This window comes from Rhizobium sp. 05N430, assembly GCF_056396985.1.
The window spans coordinates 238,773-257,904 of the sequence record NZ_JBFTMO010000007.1; the positions used below are offsets into that span (position 1 = coordinate 238,773).

Sequence of the window (19,132 nt, forward strand, 5' to 3'; positions counted from 1 at the left end):
TAAACCCCTCATTCCGCAGGCTCCATCGCCGGAGCAGACGGCTTCGCGGCCTTTGCTTTCCGCCGGGGAGCACCAACCCGCAGCCGCCGGTCGCTGAGCGACACGAACCCGCCGAGCGACATCACAAGCGCCCCACCCCAGATGCAGAGAATGAACGGCTTCCACCAGATACGCACGACAATACCGCCGTCATTGGTGGGATCGCCCAGCGAGACATATAGCTGGCTGAGCCCGAAGGTCACGATCCCGGCCTCCGTCGTCGGCATCTGCTGGGCGACATAGATGCGCTTGGCCGACCAGACATCGGCAACTTCGACACCGCCGCGGCGGATGCTGAAATGCCCGCGGTCTTCCTTGTAGTTCGGCCCGTTTGCCGGCTGCATGCCGTCGAAATGCAGCGTATAGCCGCCGGCATCGGTGGTTTCCCCGGGTTTCATCTCTAGCACATGCTCGGTCGCAAAGGTCGAGACCGCGACAATGCCGAGTACGGTGATCCCGAGCCCCGCGTGCGCCAGCGCCGTACCGAAGGCCGAGCGCGGAAGCCCGGAGAGCCTGCGCCACGCAACATTGGCCGCGACCTTGCCGATACCGGCGCGATACCAGAGATCAGCCGCAGCCCCAAATACCAGGAAGAGACCCGCCGCAAGGCCGAGTACGGAGAGAACCGGCCCGCCATGCTCGATGTAAAAGAAGATCACCGCCGCAGCGAAGGCGAGGCCCGCCACCACATAGATCCGCTGCAGCACGCCGAGCAGATCGCCGCGCTTCCACGCCAGCAGCGGCCCGAAGGGCACCACCAGCAAGAGCGGAATCATCAGCAGCCCGAAGGTCATGTTGAAGAACGGCGGACCGACGGAGATCTTGTCGCCGGTCAGCGTTTCCAGGAGCAGCGGATAGAGCGTGCCCGTCAGCACCGTGCCGCAGGCCACCGTCAGGATCAGGTTGTTCAGCACCAGCGCGCCTTCGCGCGACACCGGCGCGAAGAGACCGCCCGCAGACAGAAGCGGTGCGCGGAAGGCAAACAGCGACAGCGCCCCGCCTATGAAGATCATCAGGATGCACAGAATGAAGACACCGCGGCTCGGGTCGCTGGCAAAGGCATGGACCGAGGTCAGCACGCCCGAGCGCACCAGAAAGGTGCCCATCAGCGACAGCGAGAAGGTGAGGATCGCGAGCAGCACGGTCCAAATCTTCAGCGCCTCGCGCTTCTCCATGACCAGCGCCGAATGCAGCAATGCTGTCCCTGCCAGCCAGGGCATGAAGGAGGCGTTCTCGACCGGATCCCAGAACCACCAGCCGCCCCAGCCGAGCTCGTAATAGGCCCAGTAGGAGCCCATGGCGATGCCGAGCGTCAGGAAGGTCCAGGCGGCCAGCGTCCAGGGGCGCACCCAGCGCGCCCAGGCGGCATCGATCCGCCCTTCCATCAGCGCCGCGACCGCAAAGGAGAAGCAGACAGAGAAACCGACATAGCCGAGGTAGAGCATCGGCGGATGGATCGCCAGCCCGATATCCTGCAGCACCGGGTTCAGGTCACGCCCCTCCCCCGGTGCCGGATCGAGCCGGGTGAACGGATTGGACGTCAGCAGAATGAAAAGGATGAAGGCAACCGAGATCCAGGCCTGCACCGACAAGACATTGGCGCGCAGCGTATCTGGCAGATTGCGGCCGAACAGCGCCACCATGGCGCTGAACAGCGCCAGGATCAGCAGCCAGAGCATCATCGATCCCTCGTGATTGCCCCAGACGCCCGAATATTTGTAGATCAGCGGCACCAGCGAATGCGAGTTCTCCCAGACGTTCTTCACCGAGAAGTCGGAGACCACATGCGCATAGGTCAGCACGGCGAAGGACAGGGTGACGAGCGCGAAAAGCACGATCGAGCCGAGCGGCGCGACATCCATCATCGCCTGGTCGCGGCGGCGCGCGCCGATAACCGGCACGATCGAGAGAATGACCGCCGTCGCCAGCGCCAGCACCAATGCGTAATGGCCGATCTCGATGATCATTGCACGCCCTCGCCCTCTTTCCAGAGCCCCTGGGATTTCAGGCGGTCGGCAACATCCTTCGGCATATATTTCTCGTCATGCTTGGCGAGCACGGTATCGGCGATGAACTCGTGGCTGGCGGCCTCGAACATGCCTTCGGTGACGACGCCCTGTCCCTCGCGGAACAGGTCGGGCAGGATGCCCGTATATTTGACCTTCACCGGCTGATTGCTGCCGTCGGTCACGGCGAACTCGACCGTCGAGCCGACACCGCGGATGACGCTGCCCTCGCCCACCAGACCACCGAGACGGATGCGCGTTTCCGGCGGCACCGGCGTCTTGGCAAGATCGGCCGGCATGTAGAAATAGGCAACGGACTGGCTGAAGGCGAACATCACCAGCAGCACCGCGGCGATGATGAAACTCATGCCGCCGCCGATCACCGCCAGGCGCTTCTGCTTGCGCGTCATTCCGTCATCCCCTCTGCCGCAACACCCAGCTCGCGCCCCAGTGCGAGCAACTGCTTGCCTTGATCACCATCGGCCGGAAACGCCGCCAGCCCGCGTTTCAGCGCATCGGCAGCACGATCCTTGTCGTTCAATACGGCATAAGAGCGGACGAGCCGCACCCAGCCCTCGAAATTGTTGGGATCGGCCTTCAGCTTGGCATCCAGGCTTTCGACCATGCCGCGGATCATCTGCTGTTGGTCGCCGGCGTTCATCGTCTGCGCCGCCGCCACGTCTTCCGCGGTCGGTCCGCCCGGCGCCTTGTTGGCGGCAGCGACATCAGGCGTGCCGCCATTCTTGGCGATGTGATCGTTGACCATTGGCAGCCACGGCGCGTCGGCGGGCGATTCCTTGGCGATCGCCTCGAAGGCCGCCCTCGCCTCGCCGGTCTGGCCGGCCTGCTCCATGCTCAGTGCCACGTAGAACTTTGCCCGCGGATTGTCGGGCTCGAGCGCCAGCGACTGCTCCAGCGCCTGGCGCGCATCCGCGGTAATAGCCCCGTTCGAACCGGCCATCAGCGTTTCCGCCAGGCCATCCAGACGGATGGCGCTGGGCCCGAGCAGTCGGATGGCATTGCGATAGGCCTTCTCGGCATCGTCGATACGCATGGCGTTGAAATAGATCGGCGCCAGCACATCCCAGCCCTTGCCGTCTTCAGGGTTCTGCGCCAGATGCCGCTCGGCTTTGGAGACCAGGATCGCCATGTCGTTGCCGGGATTTTCGAGCCGGGCCTGAAGCGGTTGCGATGGCAGGTCGGGCCGTCCCATCGCAACGTAAAGACAGAGCCCCGTCAGCGGCAGAAGAAGAAGGATGAAGGCCTCGCTGAAGCGATGGTGGCGCGCCGCCTTCGGCGCTGCGGCCGGCCCTGCCGCCGAAACGGCGATCAGCCGCCGGCCGATCTCGGCGCGCGCATAATCGGCTTCGTCGGCCGTGATCAGTCCGCCGGAGAGGTCGCGGTCGAGCTCGCGCAGCTGGTCGCGATAGACCGCAACCTCGCCCTCGCGCCCGTCGTCAAGCGCCTTCGCTCCGCGCAGGAGCGGATAAAGCAGCAGCGCGGCCACAGCCGCCGTCATTGCGGCAACAAGAATCCAGAAAAGCATAACGGCCCAATACTTGAAGCGCGCCGCCATTCCAACTGGCAAAGCCGGAATGACGAAGATTTGAGGCGTTTCGCCGCAAGATTGGTGCGGTCATGACCAATCGGCACTCAGTTCAGGCTGCAGCGAAAATGGTGATCACGACCCGGAGCGCAGCTTACTCAACGTACGTGAGCACCGGAAGCGTGGAGAAGCGCCATTTGCAGCCCTGCATGGGCTGAATGCCGGTTGGTCTAGCCGAGCGGCGACCAGCTTCCGTCGCTGTTGCGGCAGGCCGATCCGCGCACTGCGGTATCCTTGCCATCGACTGTCAGCGTGTGAGTGTATTGGCGGCAATTCTGCGAGCCGACCTGGTAGGGCGCTGCGGCAACGACCTTGCCGCTGACATTGCGGCCGCTCCAGACGACCGGCTGGCCGACGGCGGCACCCTCAAGCGCCCGGTATTCCGCTTCGAGCGCCCGCTGCTTGTCGCTGTCGCTGAGTTCGATGCCGCTGCGTCCGGCAATGCCGCCCTGCAGCGCGGAGATGAAGCTCGCCGAGGCAGAGGGCTTGCGGGAGAACATGCCGCCTGAAGTGCTGCTCTTCGTTGTCGTGCAGCCGCTCACCGCAACGGCAACCAAAAGCGAGGAGACGATCATGGCATTCGCGCGTAACATCATTCTGTCGAACCAGCAGAAAAGAACAAATCAACGCCGCCAGATGCACATGTGCTCGTGTCGGCTTTAAGGCAAAGCATGCTATGCACTTGCCTATGTCTTTGTGACATCAAGCAATTGCTCACGCAACATCCTTTGTAAGACCCGGCAAAATTAGCCGTGCCCGCAGACCGCCCGCCTCACCGCGGGAGAGTTCCAGCCGACCCTGATACTCGTTGGCGATCTCGGTGACGATCGAAAGGCCAAGCCCGGTTCCCGGCTTGCTTTCGTCCAGCCGCTTGCCACGCTTCAGCGCTTCCTTCATCTGATCGGGCTCCAGACCCGGCCCGTCGTCCTCGACGACCAGTTCCACCCAATGCTTGCGGCCGCTGCTTTCGGCGCCTTTGACGTCGTCCGCAGCTTCCACCGCCGTGAGCCTGATCTTGTGAACGGCAAAACGCGCTGCGTTCTCCAGCAGATTGCCCACCGTCTCTTCCAGATCCTGTTGCTCCATCGCCACCGCCAGATGCGGCGGAGCGACCGACAGCTCGAATTCCTTGTCGACGTTGAGGCGGCGCATGACGCGCACCAGCCGCTCGAGCGCCGGCTCCGCATCGGTGCGCGCCAGCACGCTTTCGCGCTGCGCGGCAATGCGGGCCCGGTTGAGATAGGATTGCACCTGCCCCTGCATCGCCTCCGCTTGGCTCTTCACCAGTTCGCCGTGCGAGCGCTCCAGCACCCGCGCCTCGTTGAGCAGCACGGCGATCGGCGTCTTCAGCGAATGCGCCAGGTTGCCGACCTGCATGCGGGCGCGCTCGACGATACGGCGGTTGCTGTCGATCAGTGCGTTGACCTCATTGGCGAGCGGCAGAATCTCCCGCGGAAAATCGCCCTTCAGCTGCTCGCTCTCGCCGGCGCGGATCCGCTCCAGCGCGGCGCGCGCCTTGTCCAGCGGCTTCAGGCCGAAGAGAATGGCAAGCGCGTTGACGATCAAACTGCCGACACCGAAGCCTGCAAGCGCCAGATAAAGGCTGTGGGAAAAGTTGCTGACGTCGCTTTCGACGACTTCGACATTGCCGCTGACGCGAAAGCGCGCCGCGCGGCCATCGGTGTCGAGCACCACTTCCGTTTCGGCCACCTGCACCCGGTTTCCGCTGGCATCGGTCACCTGGTAATAGCGCTCGTAGTTCTTGTCGAAAGGCGCTTCGAGCACCGAAGGAACGGGAATGGTCGCCGAGCCCAGCGAGGGCGAGACCAGCGGTGCCGCCGTATAGGTGCCGAGCGGCTCCACCACCCAGTACCAGCCGGTGCGGGGCTGGGCGAAACGCAGGTCGCCGAGCTGCGGGCTGCCTGCCAGCGCGCCCTGATCACCGATCGTGACCGAATTGATGACGTTATAGAGCTGCGCGCGCAGCAGATCCTGAAAGCCGCGCTCGGCGCTGCGGCGGTAGAGCGTCGAGATCAACAGCCCGATCACCACAAGCGCCACGGTCGACCATACGGTCGTCAACAAGAGAACGCGTGCGGTGAGCGACTTTATGCGCATCAGGCCGGCGCTTGAATGCGGTATCCGAGACCGCGCACCGTTTCGATCAGGTCGACGCCCATCTTCTTGCGCAGACGTCCGACGAAGACTTCGATCGTATTGGAATCACGGTCGAAATCCTGGTCGTACATATGCTCCACAAGTTCCGATCGGGAGACGACCTCGCCCATGTGATGCATGAGATAGGAAAGCAGCCGGTACTCATGCGACGTCAGCTTCAGCGCCACGCCGTTGACGACGGCTTTCGAGGTCTTGGTATCGAGCCGGACAGGCCCGCAGACGATTTCCGACGAGGAATGACCGGCGGCGCGGCGGATCAGTGCGCGAATGCGCGCCAGCACTTCTTCCACGTGGAAAGGCTTGGTCACGTAGTCGTCGGCGCCTGCGTCGATGCCCGCCACCTTGTCGCTCCAGCGGTCGCGCGCCGTCAGGATCAGAACCGGCATGCCGCGCCCTGCACCGCGCCACTTTTCGAGAACGCTGACGCCATCCAGTTCCGGCAGGCCGATATCGAGAATGATCGCGTCATAGGGCTCGGTGTCGCCGAGGAAATGTCCCTCTTCGCCGTCGAAAGCCTGATCGACGACATAGCCCGCCTCTTTCAGCGTGTCGCTCAGCTGCCGGTTCAGATTGACGTCGTCTTCGACTACCAGAATGCGCATCGGTCCGCTCTCACCTCGATTGTGTCACTGGAGTTTCATAGGCCGATTCCGCCTACATCGGAACCCTGACGGTTACCTTGCGGGGGCGCTGGCCGTTGCCCTGAACGAGCACGGTGATGATGCAGGTGTCGCCCGAGGGCTGAACCGAAAGCAGCTGGCCACCCGTCTGCTCGACGACCTGCTGCGCGGCGGCGCTGCAATCGCCCGAGACGCGCACCACGAGAGTGCGGGAGTCGTCCGGTGAGGGCGCCGATACAGCCAGCCCTGCGGCCAAGGCTACGACGCTCAGAGGAGAGGCCATGTGCAATGCTTCCAACGTGGTTCCAACTTGGCCCGACTATGTACTCACGTGACCTGAATGGCAAATGAATGCACTGTAATGACGGAGGTTTAGAACAATTCTTGACTGTATTTCTCTAACGATATTCACAGCCGAAAGATGAGGCGGCAGAAGCTCTTGATGCCGCTGCCGGCCTCTTTCTCGAAACACCGTTTCAGCGGATCGCCGCATTCGCCGTCAGCCGTCCGTAGATGGCCAGAAGCCCGCCGATCGCACCGGAAATATTGACGAGAGAATCGACGATCTGGCTCTGGTCGCCCGCCTCGATATCGATTCCCGCCACATGCAGAACCGACGCGCCGATGGCGATCAGCGCACCCCAGATCGTCTTTGAATGATACCAGTTCTTCAAATCACCCATGACCATTCCTTCCGTTGAAAATCACGTCGTCATCGTTGCCACGGCCGGAAGCCCGAGCGGCATGCGCTGGCCCATCTGCCGCACGCGTATCGTCAGCTCGGTCTGCGGACTGCCAAAATCGGCAATCTCGTCGGCCAACGGATAGGTCCAGGCCGCGGCAGAGATCTCGACCAGCCGCTTGACCTCGGCCCCGCTCATCACCTCGACCCGGTAGCGCTCGAAGGGTTCGTCGAGGGGAATATCCGCAGCCATCCAGTTATCGGCGTCGACACGCCCGCGCCGGATCCAGGAGAAGCACGCAGCACCCGCAGCGTCTCTCGCCGCGCGCAGATGAACGGGAGAAAGCGGCGTCTCCGCCCTCATCCCGCCCTCGAAGACAAAGGGACCTATCTTTCCTGATACCCCTGACGCCTCGACGATCCAGTTGAGCCGCAGCCCCATCTCGTCGCCGCCGAGCCCGAGCGGCACCACCGCCTCGTCGAGCACGACGATAGAAGCACCCGCCTCCGCTCCGGCGCCCATCGCATCCTCGGACCCCGCCAGCCCTCTCAGCAGACCGCTCAACCGCCAGCGGCCGGCCGCAATCTCCTCGGCCTGCTGAAAAGCCAGAACCTCCCAGCTGCCATTGCCCGAAAGCACCGCAAGCATGTTCGCCCCGTTCAGCACGGCGATCGCCGATGCCGACGACAGCTCCCCGAACGGCAGCTCCAGCTCCACGTTTGCCGACCAGTCGAAACGCCCCGCCACCCCGGCCGGTAGCGGCGCCGCAAGCACCCCGATCCGCGCCGGCCGCTCGATCAGCGCCCGCCCACGATAGCCTTCCCCGGTCACCGAGGATGACAGCCCGGCCGTCTTCCAGGGACGCGCGAAGACCGCGGCCCTTGCAAAACTTTCCGCCTCGCCCGCCGCGAACCGCGGCAAATCCATCAGCTGAACCACCGGATCGAACAGGCTCGATGGCTGGCCGCTGCCGTTCCTGCCGCCGGCCTCCTCAGCCGGTGCCGCGCCCGCCGATGGCGCGAACTCGCGCGCCTCGACCTCCCTCGTGCCCCCGTCTTCGATCGACGCGATCAGGAACCGCCCCGGCGGCCCATCGGTGATCGTCACCACATCACCCGGCTGAAACTGCAGCGCCCCAGGCGGCAGCGCAAAGTGCACCGACCGTCTGCCGATCCGGTTGTCGCGCAGCAGCGCCTCGGCGGCATTCAGCGCCGTTTCCTCCGCAAGCACCGCCGGAAGATCGCTCTTCAGCACGCGGCTCGTCGCCGATTGCGCCCGGTGCGAGCGCACGCCCGCCTGCTCGTAGGCGGCATCGGGATTGTAAAAGGTGATAACGGCCTCGGCGGCGTGGTCGCTGTCATGTCCGCGGGTTTCCTGCCACAGCGGGCGATCCTCGATATCGGCAAGCACAGCGATTTCAGTAGGAGGCAGGCTCGTCCGCGCTCTCGAGCGAAACCGCAGCAAACCGCCATCCTCGAAGGCGTCGGTCTGGAAGGCTTCCAGCAGCGGCTCGATCAGGCTGCGCGCCGAAGTCATGTCGCCCTGCACATAGCCGGTCAGGTCACCGGACACTTCCGAGACGTCGAAGTCGTGGAAGCCATGATCGCGAAACACCGCGGCTATCACATCCGCCAGACCTCCGGCCCCCAGCCTGCCATTGAGCCAATGACCGCTGCGCCAGTTGGTGCCATCGCTCCAGATATCCGTTTCCAGTGGAAAGGCCGGATAGGGCCGTGCATCCCACGACCACAGGAAAAGATGGGCGGGATCGACCATGCCGGCCGCAGCGCCGGGACGGCTCCACCAGGCGTGATGCGCCTCCAGAAACCGCCGCTGCATCGCATCGGAGCGCGCCCGGCTGGAGAAATAGGGCGCCGCACTCTCTGCCGATTTCGGATCGACAAAGACATTCGGCTGATTGCCGCCCTTGTCGATCGCCGCGCAGCCGAGCTCGGTGAACCAGACCGGCTTCATCTCCGCCTGCCAGCCGGTCGGTGCCGCCTTTTCAACCCCGCCGACGCGGTCGTAGTGCCGGCTCGCCCACCAGCCCTCTATATCCTTGTACCTGTAGACCCAGGACTTGCCTGCAAGACCGTCGGCAATCGGCGTTCGCACCCGCGCCCTCCGGTCGGCATCGCCGGCATAGTACCAGTCGAACCCCTCGCCGCCTGCAATCGCCGCTATCAATCCGGCCTTGTCGTCCGCGGTCCGCATCCCGTCCGGGTTCGCAGCCGCCAGATCGCCGTCGCGCCAATCGGAAAGCGGCATGTAGTTGTCGATGGCGACAGCATCGATCGCACTCGAAGCCCAGAGCGGATCGAGATTGAAACAGACGTCACCGCTGCCGTCATCCGGCCGGTAGCCCGAATATTCGCTCCAATCCGCGGCATAGGTCAGCTTCGCATGCGGAAGCAGGGCTTTCACATCGGCCGCCAGAGCCACCAGCGCGTTGACGAACGGAAACGCGCCGGTCTCATCGCGCACCTGCGTCAGGCCGCGCATCTCCGAGCCGATGATGAAACCAGAAACGCCACCCGTCGCCTTTGCAAGCTGCGCATAATGCAGGATGAACCGGCGGTAGCTTTCCTCGCCGCCGTTATAGATCACCCGCTGCCCAGAGATGCCGAAATGTCCGGCCTGCGCTGCGCCTCTGAACGCCTCGATCTGCGCCCGCGCTGCCGCCGTCCGGTCCGCCGATCCCGGCTGGCCGATCGCTGGATGGCATGTTACCCGCCCGCGCCAGGGATAGGCCGCCTGGCCGCTGCCGCCATAGGGATCCGGCAACGCATTGCCGCCTTCGATATCCATCATCACAAACGGATAGAGATAGACCTCCAGCCCCCGCGCTTTGAGATCGGCGATCGCCGAGACGACGCTCAGATCATCCGGCGTCCCGCCATAGGCCGGCCCGCCGTCGCGGCGGCTGACCAGATGGGCGTGCGCCCGTGATACGCCCGATACCGACCATGGACTACTTTCGGCATTGCGCGCCTGCACTTCGACACCGGGCACGATTCGGCAATTGCCGGCCCGCAGGTCCGTTCCGAACCAGGAGACGACAAGTGCCACCCGCTTGAGGTTCGGACAGACCGCCGTCAGCTCGCTGATCGAACCGTCCCAGTCGGTCAGCCCCTGCAGGCTGTTGCGGTTGAGCAGCCGGCCGCTTCCCGCACCGGTCTTTTCCGAGACCGCCACGGTCCGGTAGCCATGCTCCGTCGCCCCAGGAATGATGCAGACCGCCTGGACCTGCTCCTCCAGCTCTCCGACCGCCCGCACCACCTCGAACTGCATCAGCGGGATGCGGTTGCCGTAGCTGTCGAGCGGCAGCCGCTCAAACACGACGTAGGCGAGCCCGCGATAGGCCGGCGCCATGCCCGTTCCCTGCTTGGCCTCGATCAGCGGATCGGGCAGCTGTTCAGTGTCACCGGGATAGAACCGCATCTCGATCGCCGTCAGGTCGAGTTCCTTGCCGTCGGCCCATATGCGCCTGATGCAGGCAACAGGGCCCTCGCAGAGCCCAACCGCGAAATTGGCGAAATAGCGGAACGTCTCGACCTTCGGCCCCGACGAGGACTTGCCTCCCGTCCGTTCGGTGGTCACCACTTCCTCGAACCGCGTCGCCCAGATCATCGTCCCGCCGATCCTGACGGCGCCATAGACCCGGTTGATCGACGTTCCCTCGTCGGCGCCCGGAATGCGTGCCGTCGAAAGCCGCGCACCACGCACCGTCTGGCCGCCGCCGATCAGCGCCCGGTCGAGCGCATTGCCCGCCAGCGCACCCGCCGCCCGGCCGATGATCGCGCCCACGGGACCGAAAACGCTGCCCAGCGCGGCACCCGCCGCCTGAAGAAGGAGAGTGGCCATGCAAACCTCGCAGCGAGTCGCCAGCGCCGCTTACACGGCACTTGATTTTTCCCGCAATGATTGTGTTAGATTGCTGCAGTCGTGAGCAGAAGCAGAAGCGCCGATACCAGCCGGCTCACTGGAGAGGACGGGCCTCTCCAGCCTCGGCAAGGGCCTTGCTCTCGATCAAGGAGGTGATGCTATGTGGTTCTTGCCATTCGGTATCACGCTTAGTGTGAGGAAAACCCGGACGGGCTGGTCAATAGCCATCCGGGTTCAATTCCACACATAAGCAAAGGGTGGGCGGAGTTACAGCTCCGCTCACCACTCCCAAAACATACATACATGCGCTTCAATTTTCAAGTTTCGCTGCAACCTCCGGAAACCGGAACACGGCCGTCACACGCCGCCGCCAGCTCGGCACCAATACCGACCGGATAACCTCCGCCTGTTCATAGGCATGGATAAAACTCTTCTCACCGGCAAAGATGCCGGCATGTTTGGCCGCTACATCCGGCCGCCAGCGAAACAGCAGCAGATCGCCCGGCATCATCGCCTCCACCGGAACCGGCGCACCGAAATGCCGGAGCGCTGCATCGAGCAGCCGGTCCTCGCCACTCCGCTCGGCCCAGTCGCGCGCATAGGGCGGCGGCATCTCCGGCTCGACGCCGTAAAGCTCGCGCCAGATGCCTCGGACGAGGCCAAGGCAGTCGCAGCCGATGCCTTTGGCGGATGCCTGGTGCCTGTAGGGCGTGCCGATCCAGCTCTCGGCGGCCGAAAGCGCCCGTTGGTTGATTGCAGTCATTTGAAGAGCGCGCTCCCGTCATGGATGCTGCCGCCATCCGCATAGGTATAGGCAAAGTCGGCGCCCGGCATATGCGGGAAGCCGCGGAAATTTTGCTGGTTGGCGAACTTGGCCCGGCAGGTGCCGAACGCCTTGTCGCAACCCGCCGTCAACAGCACCCGGCACCCCGCGTCCGGCGCCCGCGCCACCGGCAGCCATAGCGTTACCTCGACCTCGGCTCCCGCCGCGCCATGCGCCTCGATATCCGGCCGTTCGCCGGCGTTTTCCCCGTCGAGAAACGCAATCGTCCCATAGCGGAAAAACCCATCCGGAAAGGCGCTCAGCCCCGATACGGCGATCCGTGTCGCATCGATGACCGTAGTCAGCACACCCTCGCGGCAGAACTGACTTTGCGTCACATCGATCCCGCATCTGGCATCGCCGAGCGCCGCATCGCAGCGGCGGCCATAGAGCCGTCCCTGCGGCTGGTTCAGCCGGTGCGCGAAACTGCGCATCTCGGCGCGAAACTGCCCGCCGCTGCGTGTCACTTCGCCGATCTCCTGCACCTTCAGCAACAGATGCTGATCCGGCATCGCCCAGTTGACCAGAAACACCTCGACGCGCGCGCCATCATAAAGCCCGCGCTGCAAATCCGCCTCGCTGATCGCCGCATTCGAAAAACCACCGGTCACCTCGCTCGTCGCCGCAGGCAAGCCTGTACTCTCCTCGGTACCACTTGCCGAAAAGCCGCTGGCCGCCAGAAAAACCGTGCCTGCGAAAGTCAGGTCGTGGTCATGCTCGCTAAAGCCCAGCACCACGCCATCGCGGCGTGCCACTCGCCAGGCATGGCAGACCGTCGTCGCGTCGCCATCGAGATGCGCCCTGAGTTCCGTGCCGATCGCCCTCATGGCAGGATCTCCGTCAGCGGAATGGCCGGGATCCGCCCGGCATTGAAGGCAGTTAGGTTCACGTCGATCCGCCCGGTCGCAAAGCGCACCGGCACATCGAACTCAAAGCCCGCGGTCACCCGCGCCCCGGCCGTCGGGATACTGCCCGGCAGAAAGGTCACGATCCCCGCCGCAACGTCGCAAAGGTAGGTGGTTCCTGCCATCACGACCCCATCGACGGCAATCACCACGCTGCCAGCCACCGGCTTGGCAATCCGCCGTGCATTGCTTGCCGCCGCATCGCCATAGGTCTTCACCAACTGAAACGCCGCCTTCGCCCCGTCGCCGGTGCCCAGCATCTGGTCGAGCGCCGTTACCGGCTGGTCAGGCCTTCCGGATTTCCAGTCGAGCGGATCGCGGAACCGGAAGCCATAGAGTTCGCCGCTCCGCGCCTCGAAAAATTCCAGCACTTCGTAGAGATCGCCGGCCGAGCGAACGCCCGACCCGGCATCGTAGCTCCGCCGCGCATCGCGCCAACGGCTGTTGCGGCTTTCGCGGCCGTTCGACAGATTGACGATATCGGTCCGCCGCACCGGCCCGCCGCTCGTCGAAAGCGACAGCCTCAGCGGAAATTGCACCTCATGAAACCCGCTCATCTCAGCCTCACAGATTGCGCTGGCCGCGCATCGCCGTGCGCGCCAGCATCGCCGAAATCTGCGCCTCGCTCTTCTGGAAGCTCTGCGCATCGGTGGCCGTCACATTGAAGACGATCTGCGTCCCGCCGCCGCCCGCTGCCGCCACGCCCAGCGCCCCATCCGGCCCGCGCCTCAGCGGCAGGATCGCCTCGCTGCCCGCCTCGCCCATCAGCCCGACATTGCCGCCGAGAGGGAAATAGCTCGGCGCCGAAACCACCCCGCCATCGGCGAAGGGCACGATCTTGCCAAGACCACCCGCAAGCCCGGATACGGCGCCGCCGATCAGCCCCTCCAGCGGCTTCATACCCGCCGAAAGCGCGATATCGGCCAGCCGTTTTCCAAGCCCGCGCAGGATATCGTCGAGCCCCTTGCCGCCGCTGACGGCGCTTCGGAGCGCACCGCTGAGCGCGGATCCGAAAGACCGCGAGCGGCTCTCCAGATCCTCGAGCGCACGGCGCAGTTCATCGGCCTGCCCGGCCATCTGGCCAAGCCCGGTGTCGTCACCTTCCATCGATGTCTCCTGAAAAGTATGAGGCTCAGCCCCGTTGCGGCATCGCCGAAAGCGCCAGCCGCAGGATCTCGCCCATCTGCACATGGCTGACGCCGCGGCCAGCGCGCAGCGCCGTCGCCGACCGGTGCACGATGACGAGATCGATATCCGGCAGCACGATCAGATACTGCCCGCCCCAGCCGCTGGCGTAAAACATCGGCACATGCACCGCCATCGGATCGTCTTCGGCATCCGCCTCCGTCACCCACCAGAGCAATCCATACGCACGCCCGGCGCCAACCTCCGAATGCGGCTGCGTGCTTTCCCCGCACCCAGCTCTGCGGCACGAGCTGCTTTGCGCCCCACCGCCCATGCCGGAGATAGAGAAGCCCGACGCGCGCCAGATCCCGCGCCGACATCTGGATCTTGTAGACCGGATGCATGGACTCCGGCCCGTTCTGAAACCACCCGTCACCCGGCGCGCAGTCCTGCATGCGCAATGGCTTCACCAGGCGGGACGCAAGCGCCTCCAGCACATTCTCGCCCGTCGCCCGCTCGACGATCGTACCGAGAACGTTGAAATCCCAGTTGTTGTAGAACCAGTGCGCTCCAGGCGGATGGCTGCCTCTGTCAGGCCTGCCGTTCGCCGTATCGTAGACCGACGGCAGGTAGACGCCCGAGCGCGCGCGCAGCAGATCCATGACCGTCGCCTTGCGCTCACTCGCCGTCAGCGGCGTCATGTCGTCAATATTGAAATCGGCAAGCGTCTGCTGCGGATCGATCCGCCCTTCGGCGATCAGCATGCCGTAGAGCACATTGACCAGGCTCTTGCGCACCGATGCGACGCTCGACTTGAAGGCGATATCGCCCCAGCGATAGATGAGACGCCCGTCCCGGACGATCATGAATGCGCTGCTTTCGCCCTTCGCCAGTTCAGCGGAGAGCATGTCCAGCCGCTCGCTCGACCAGCCGAAGATCTCCGCCGGCCGCTCGTCCCAATCCGTGAAGGGAAAGGTGATCGTTCCCTTCGCAAAGATACCGTCCGCCTGCCCCATCTCAGCTCCGAATCCGGTGACATCAGGAGCATAGCATGACGCCGTCACCCCACCCCATCCGGAAACCGCGCCATCATTTCCGCCAGCCCGTCGCGCGAGACCCCCGCGGCCCGCGGCATCATTCCACCGGCCGCGGCAAAAAACTCGACCGGCGTCATCGCCCAGAAGGCATCGGGAGAAAGCCGCAGCAGGCAGAGACCGGTATGCAGCACGCGCGTCCAGGGAAATGGCCCGGCGCGTGCGGAGGTCCCGCCCGCTGCGGCTAGAGGGGGCGGAGGGAGGAGCCGCCCGCCTCTGTCTGCGGTTCTGCAAAAGTCGCGATCAGCAGTTCGCCGACGACAGCCGCAAAACCGGCAATGCCGCCCTCGACGCTCGCCTCGGCGACATCTTGATCGGAATAGAGATTGCCGCCGCCGCGAAGCCCGGCGCCAATGATGCGGATCATATCCTCAGCCTTCAGCCGCCCGGCCGAAAATCGCTCGGCGAGCCCTGTGAGATCGTCGGCCGCGAAAGCCGTTTCCAGCTCCGCCAGCGCCCCGAGCGTCAGGCACAAAATCCGCCGCTCGCCATCGACGACAGCCTCGATCTCGCCGCGCCTGCGGTTCGCCCTCGCTCCCGCCGCCCGCATCAGAGCGCTCCGAAGGTCAGTGCACCGGCCGATTCCAGCGCCAGCTCGAACAGGATCTCGCCATCATGCTGCCCGGAATATTCGAGCGCCGTCACCTGGAATGCTCCGGTCACGCTACCGAAATCGGGCACGACGATCTGCCAGTTCAAGATCGACGCATTGAAAAACGCGCCCCGCACCAGCCCGTCTGACGCCGCATCCTTGAAGATGCCGGCGCCCGAAACCGAAGCCCGCTGCACGCCCGCCCCGCCCAGCAGCTCCCGCCACCGCCCGGCGCTCTCCGCATCGGTCACATCGACCGTCTCGGCATTGAACGCCAACCGCTTCGACCTCAGCCCCGCCACCGTCTCGTAACCCGTCCCATTGTGGATCTTCAACAGCAGATCCTTGCCCTTCTGCGCCACCATGCCCTTGCCCTCCTGAAACCCGAACCGCCTGCCCAAACCACGCATCCGCGCGTCTGCGCGGCGAGAGACTCACGTCACACAGCAACCAAGCCCCCTCATCCGCCCTTCGGGCACCTTCTCTCCGCGGGGAGAAGGGAAGTACCGCGACGCCGAGCCATGAAAGGAAGTCAAGCTCGCGGTTTCCCCTTCTCCCCTGGGGGAGAAGGTGCCCGTAGGGCGGATGAGGGGCCACAATCGAAACGCTCTCGATCGTCAGACTCCAACCTTTCCTCACCCCCACCAAACCTGCTAAACCCCACCCCTATTTCCAGCCCCAAAGCCCTTCAGCACCAATGCCAACATTCCCCCTCCGCTCGGCGCAGACGATCGCCGTCCTCGCGATCACCCAGCTCATCGGCTGGGGCACCACCTTCGACATGCTCGGCGTCATGGGCCGCGTCATCGCGCCCGAGCTCGGCCTGCCGAATGAGATCATCTTTGCCGGCATCACCATCATGATGGTGGTCACCGCCTTCGCCAGCCCAGGTACCGGCCGCCTGCTGGCGCGCCATGGCGCCGCCAAAGTACTCGCCGCCTCGTCCGTGATCTTCGCCACCGGCCTCGTCATGCTCTCGGCTGCGCACGACATCATCCTCTATGCGCTCGCCTGGATCGTCATCGGCCTCGGCGGCGCGCTCGGCCTGTCGGCGCCCGCCTATACCGCCGTCGTCGAGCGCGAGGGGATGAACGGCAAGCGCGTCATCGCCATCCTCATGCTGTTCACCGGCCTGTCGGCGACCATCTTCTGGCCTCTGCTGACGTGGCTCAACGACGCCTTCGGCTGGTGCGCCGCCTTCCGGATTTCGGCCGCCCTCCACCTCTTCATCTGCCTGCCGCTGCACCTTTTCGCGCTGCCAAAACCGGTCGCCACGCATACACAGGGCCCTGCCGCAGAAACGCCGCCGATCGCGCTGTCGAACAAGCAGCGCCGCACCGCCTTCCTGCTGCTGGCAGCCTCCACCACGCTCTGCACCTTCGTCAGCTTCGGCGTGGCGCCGTCGCTGATCGAGATATTCCGCCAGTCCGGCGCCTCGCCTGCCTTTGCGCTGCAGCTCGGCTCGGCGCGCGGCGTCATCGGCATTTCGGCGCGCGGGCTCGACATGCTGCTCGGCAAGCGCGGCAATCCGATCCTGACCTCGATCGTCGGCATCAGCCTGATGCTCGCAAGCTTCGCGATGCTGCTCACGTTCAGCGGCTCGACCCCTGTCCTCGTCACCTTCATCCTGATGTACGGCTTCGGCTCCGGCATCCTCGCCGTCGCCCGCGCGCTGCTGCCGCTGTCCTTCTTCTCTGCCCGGGAATACGGGTTGCAGGCGGCCCGCCTGTCGATGCCGCAAAACCTCGCCAATGCCGCAGCACCCGTCATCTTCACCGCCACGCTCGACCGCGCCGGCACCGGCCTGACGCTCATCATCTGCGCCGTGCTGGCGGCCATCGCGCTCGCCCTGGTCTTCATGCTCGCCGCCATGGTCAGGCAGGCAGCGCGTCAACCGGTTCCGTCACTGCCCTGAAGCGCATTTCGGCGATATGCATCCGCGTCTTCGCTTCCCGCCGCGACCGCGTCAAAAGGTGCTGCAGGCCGACAAGATGATGCCCCTCCAGCGTCAGGGCCTCATCGTCGAGCAACCTCAAAACCATCGCCACGATCTCACCCGCCGCCTTGCGGCCGCCCTCCTCGCAGCAGATGTCGAGCGAGAACCGATGCTCCTCGCCCGCCTCGCCCTCGAGAATGCTGCCGCTGGTCATCTCGCCGATCACGATGCAGGGCAGCCTCTTACCGCTCACCAGCCTGTCGCGGATACCATCCGCCCCGATTAACCCGCGAAGGCCGATATCACCGGTCAGCCACGCATGGATCGCCGTCAGCAGTTCATTTGCCGCGCTCATCGCCAGTCTCCTTCGGCCGCTTGCCGCCATCCCGCGCCAGTTTCGCCAGAAAGGCCGCGAGATCGGCGATCGTCTGCACCATAGCCGTCATCGCCCGTCCTCCTCACAGAGGCAGACGAGATAGCACCCGGTCTCATCCGGATCGCGCAGGCTCCGGATCGCGAAGATGCGCTCGCCCTTGCGCAGCCGCATGCCAGCAGCAAGACTGGCGCGAAACCTGAGCCAGATCCTGTGCGTCACCGTCACGATCTCCGCACCCGCCCGCTCCTCGCGGCTCTCGCCCAGCGGCTCGATGCAAGCCCAGACCGGGCCGACAGGTTCGAAGGAAACCGCCGCCCCGCCCTGCCCGTCCGCCGTCTCGACCGGCCGCTCCAGCTGCAGCCGCGCCGTCATCTGCCCGGGATCGAAAACCACCGCCCGCATCAGAGCCGCCTCATCAGGAAGGGCGCGATCAGCCGGTCGTATCCATCGGGAATATCCGCCGGCTGATCGGCCACCGCGACAGCACCGCGGAACGCAAACATCTGCGCCACATGCATCAGCATCGCCCGCTTCAGGGTATCCGGCACGTCCGCCGCCGTTTCGCCGAAACCCGCCGCAAAATCGATCTCGATCCCATTGATCGCCCGCCCGGCCACCGCAGTGCGCCCGAGGATCAGCCGCGCCGGCCGCGTGCTGCGATCCAGAACATGCCCATCCAGCGGCAACGAAACCTCCTCGCCACCGGCATCGTAAAGCGTCACGCTTTCAATCGCTTGCACCGGCCCCCTGGTAATCTGAATCACCCCGTCTTCGGGAACTGAATCAAGATAAAGCCGCCAGCCCTGCCCCATCAGACAAAGCCCCGTCACCCGCTCCAGATGCTCACGGGCAACGCGGATCAGCGACATCAGCAACCCATCCTCCTCATCCCCGTCCAGCCGCAAATGCGCCTTCACCTCACCAAGCGCCAGCGCCTCCGCCAGTGGCGGAGTGATCAATGCATAGGTCATTGGAAATTCCTTGTTTGAAAGATGGGGCGAGACGAGGTCGCCACCCTCGCCTCCATAAAATAATGAAAGCGAGCGTCCGGAGCCCCCTCATCCGACCCTTCGGGCCACCTTCTCCCCGCTGGGGAGAAGGGAATCGGAGAGCGCGCCGCGAGTCCCCTTCTCCCCTCGGGGAGAAGGTGCCCGGCAGGGCGGATGAGGGGGCCGCACCCGCCAAGAGAGCCAACTATTCGCTATTCGCTATTCGCTATTCGCTATTCACTACCCCCTACTCACTATTCACTACCCCCTACTCA

The 19,132-nt window shown here is 64.7% G+C and carries 20 protein-coding genes and 3 pseudogenes; 2 read left to right on the forward strand and 21 right to left on the reverse strand.

Going from position 1 to position 19,132, the window contains the following annotated elements:
* Positions 1-8: 8 nt before the first annotated feature.
* The 18 genes and pseudogenes from AC1DJO_RS17015 to AC1DJO_RS17100 form a co-directional block, all read right to left on the reverse strand.
* Positions 9-2,006 carry a heme lyase CcmF/NrfE family subunit gene (locus AC1DJO_RS17015; protein ID WP_477971926.1) on the reverse strand — a complete coding sequence of 666 codons (1,998 nt, stop codon included), beginning with the start codon at positions 2,004-2,006 and terminating at the stop codon, positions 9-11.
* Positions 2,003-2,455 carry a cytochrome c maturation protein CcmE gene (gene ccmE / locus AC1DJO_RS17020; protein WP_310297781.1) on the reverse strand — a complete coding sequence of 151 codons (453 nt, stop codon included), beginning with the start codon at positions 2,453-2,455 and terminating at the stop codon, positions 2,003-2,005. The genes AC1DJO_RS17015 and ccmE overlap by 4 nt, the downstream gene beginning before the upstream one ends.
* On the reverse strand, positions 2,452-3,591 hold the full coding sequence (gene ccmI, locus AC1DJO_RS17025) for a c-type cytochrome biogenesis protein CcmI (RefSeq protein WP_477939896.1): 1,140 nt from the start codon (positions 3,589-3,591) through the stop codon (positions 2,452-2,454). Before ccmI ends, ccmE begins: the two co-directional genes overlap by 4 nt.
* Positions 3,592-3,821: 230 nt before the next feature.
* Positions 3,822-4,247 (reverse strand): hypothetical protein, encoded by a 426-nt coding sequence (locus AC1DJO_RS17030; RefSeq protein WP_112390725.1) that lies wholly within the window; start codon positions 4,245-4,247, stop codon positions 3,822-3,824.
* Positions 4,248-4,365: 118 nt separating this feature from the next.
* Positions 4,366-5,769, reverse strand: coding sequence for a sensor histidine kinase (locus tag AC1DJO_RS17035; RefSeq protein WP_112517166.1), 1,404 nt, complete (start codon positions 5,767-5,769; stop codon positions 4,366-4,368).
* Positions 5,769-6,431, reverse strand: coding sequence for a response regulator transcription factor (locus AC1DJO_RS17040; RefSeq protein ID WP_112390723.1), 663 nt, complete (start codon positions 6,429-6,431; stop codon positions 5,769-5,771). The genes AC1DJO_RS17035 and AC1DJO_RS17040 overlap by 1 nt, the downstream gene beginning before the upstream one ends.
* A gap of 52 nt (positions 6,432-6,483) precedes the next feature.
* Positions 6,484-6,732 carry a hypothetical protein gene (locus AC1DJO_RS17045; RefSeq protein WP_112390722.1) on the reverse strand — a complete coding sequence of 83 codons (249 nt, stop codon included), beginning with the start codon at positions 6,730-6,732 and terminating at the stop codon, positions 6,484-6,486.
* 193 nt (positions 6,733-6,925) lie between these two features.
* A complete protein-coding gene (locus tag AC1DJO_RS17050; protein WP_477971929.1) occupies positions 6,926-7,132 on the reverse strand; it encodes a hypothetical protein in 207 nt (68 codons plus the stop codon).
* 21 nt (positions 7,133-7,153) lie between these two features.
* The gene (locus AC1DJO_RS17055; RefSeq protein WP_477971931.1) at positions 7,154-10,996 is read right to left on the reverse strand and encodes a baseplate multidomain protein megatron; all 3,843 of its coding nucleotides are present in this window, start codon (positions 10,994-10,996) and stop codon (positions 7,154-7,156) included.
* 331 nt (positions 10,997-11,327) lie between these two features.
* Positions 11,328-11,780 carry an NlpC/P60 family protein gene (locus AC1DJO_RS17060; RefSeq protein ID WP_477971933.1) on the reverse strand — a complete coding sequence of 151 codons (453 nt, stop codon included), beginning with the start codon at positions 11,778-11,780 and terminating at the stop codon, positions 11,328-11,330.
* Positions 11,777-12,667, reverse strand: a complete 891-nt coding sequence (locus tag AC1DJO_RS17065) for a DUF2163 domain-containing protein (RefSeq protein WP_477971935.1) — start codon at positions 12,665-12,667, stop codon at positions 11,777-11,779. The genes AC1DJO_RS17060 and AC1DJO_RS17065 overlap by 4 nt, the downstream gene beginning before the upstream one ends.
* Positions 12,664-13,302, reverse strand: coding sequence for a phage distal tail protein, Rcc01695 family (locus AC1DJO_RS17070; protein ID WP_477971937.1), 639 nt, complete (start codon positions 13,300-13,302; stop codon positions 12,664-12,666). The genes AC1DJO_RS17065 and AC1DJO_RS17070 overlap by 4 nt, the downstream gene beginning before the upstream one ends.
* A 7-nt stretch (positions 13,303-13,309) precedes the next feature.
* Positions 13,310-13,852, reverse strand: coding sequence for a phage tail tape measure protein (locus AC1DJO_RS17075; RefSeq protein ID WP_112517171.1), 543 nt, complete (start codon positions 13,850-13,852; stop codon positions 13,310-13,312).
* A 25-nt stretch (positions 13,853-13,877) separates the two neighbouring features.
* Positions 13,878-14,096 (reverse strand): hypothetical protein, encoded by a 219-nt coding sequence (locus AC1DJO_RS17080; RefSeq protein WP_477972031.1) that lies wholly within the window; start codon positions 14,094-14,096, stop codon positions 13,878-13,880.
* Between the two features lie 118 nt (positions 14,097-14,214).
* Positions 14,215-14,886 (reverse strand): annotated as a pseudogene (locus tag AC1DJO_RS17085) (serine hydrolase domain-containing protein); the annotation flags it as partial.
* A gap of 44 nt (positions 14,887-14,930) precedes the next feature.
* Positions 14,931-15,104 (reverse strand): annotated as a pseudogene (locus AC1DJO_RS17090) (rcc01693 family protein); the annotation flags it as partial.
* Between the two features lie 44 nt (positions 15,105-15,148).
* A complete protein-coding gene (locus AC1DJO_RS17095; protein ID WP_112390714.1) occupies positions 15,149-15,514 on the reverse strand; it encodes a gene transfer agent family protein in 366 nt (121 codons plus the stop codon).
* Positions 15,514-15,921, reverse strand: a complete 408-nt coding sequence (locus AC1DJO_RS17100; protein ID WP_112390713.1) for a phage major tail protein, TP901-1 family — start codon at positions 15,919-15,921, stop codon at positions 15,514-15,516. Before AC1DJO_RS17100 ends, AC1DJO_RS17095 begins: the two co-directional genes overlap by 1 nt.
* Before the next feature lie 332 nt (positions 15,922-16,253).
* Between AC1DJO_RS17100 and AC1DJO_RS17105 the strand changes: the two genes are divergently transcribed.
* A complete protein-coding gene (locus AC1DJO_RS17105) occupies positions 16,254-17,471 on the forward strand; it encodes an MFS transporter (protein ID WP_477971939.1) in 1,218 nt (405 codons plus the stop codon).
* Here AC1DJO_RS17105 and AC1DJO_RS17110 read toward each other — a convergent pair.
* From AC1DJO_RS17110 to AC1DJO_RS17120, 3 genes are all read right to left on the reverse strand, one after another.
* Positions 17,431-17,847 (reverse strand): DUF3168 domain-containing protein, encoded by a 417-nt coding sequence (locus AC1DJO_RS17110; RefSeq protein ID WP_477971941.1) that lies wholly within the window; start codon positions 17,845-17,847, stop codon positions 17,431-17,433. The genes AC1DJO_RS17105 and AC1DJO_RS17110 overlap by 41 nt on opposite strands.
* Before the next feature lie 87 nt (positions 17,848-17,934).
* Positions 17,935-18,270, reverse strand: a complete 336-nt coding sequence (locus AC1DJO_RS17115; RefSeq protein ID WP_477971943.1) for a phage head closure protein — start codon at positions 18,268-18,270, stop codon at positions 17,935-17,937.
* Entirely contained in the window at positions 18,270-18,839 is a 570-nt protein-coding gene (locus AC1DJO_RS17120) for a head-tail connector protein (protein ID WP_477971945.1), read from the reverse strand. Before AC1DJO_RS17120 ends, AC1DJO_RS17115 begins: the two co-directional genes overlap by 1 nt.
* 72 nt (positions 18,840-18,911) lie before the next feature.
* Here AC1DJO_RS17120 and AC1DJO_RS17125 point away from each other — a divergent pair.
* Positions 18,912-19,057: pseudogene (locus tag AC1DJO_RS17125) on the forward strand (endonuclease domain-containing protein); the annotation flags it as partial.
* Positions 19,058-19,132: the final 75 nt, after the last annotated feature.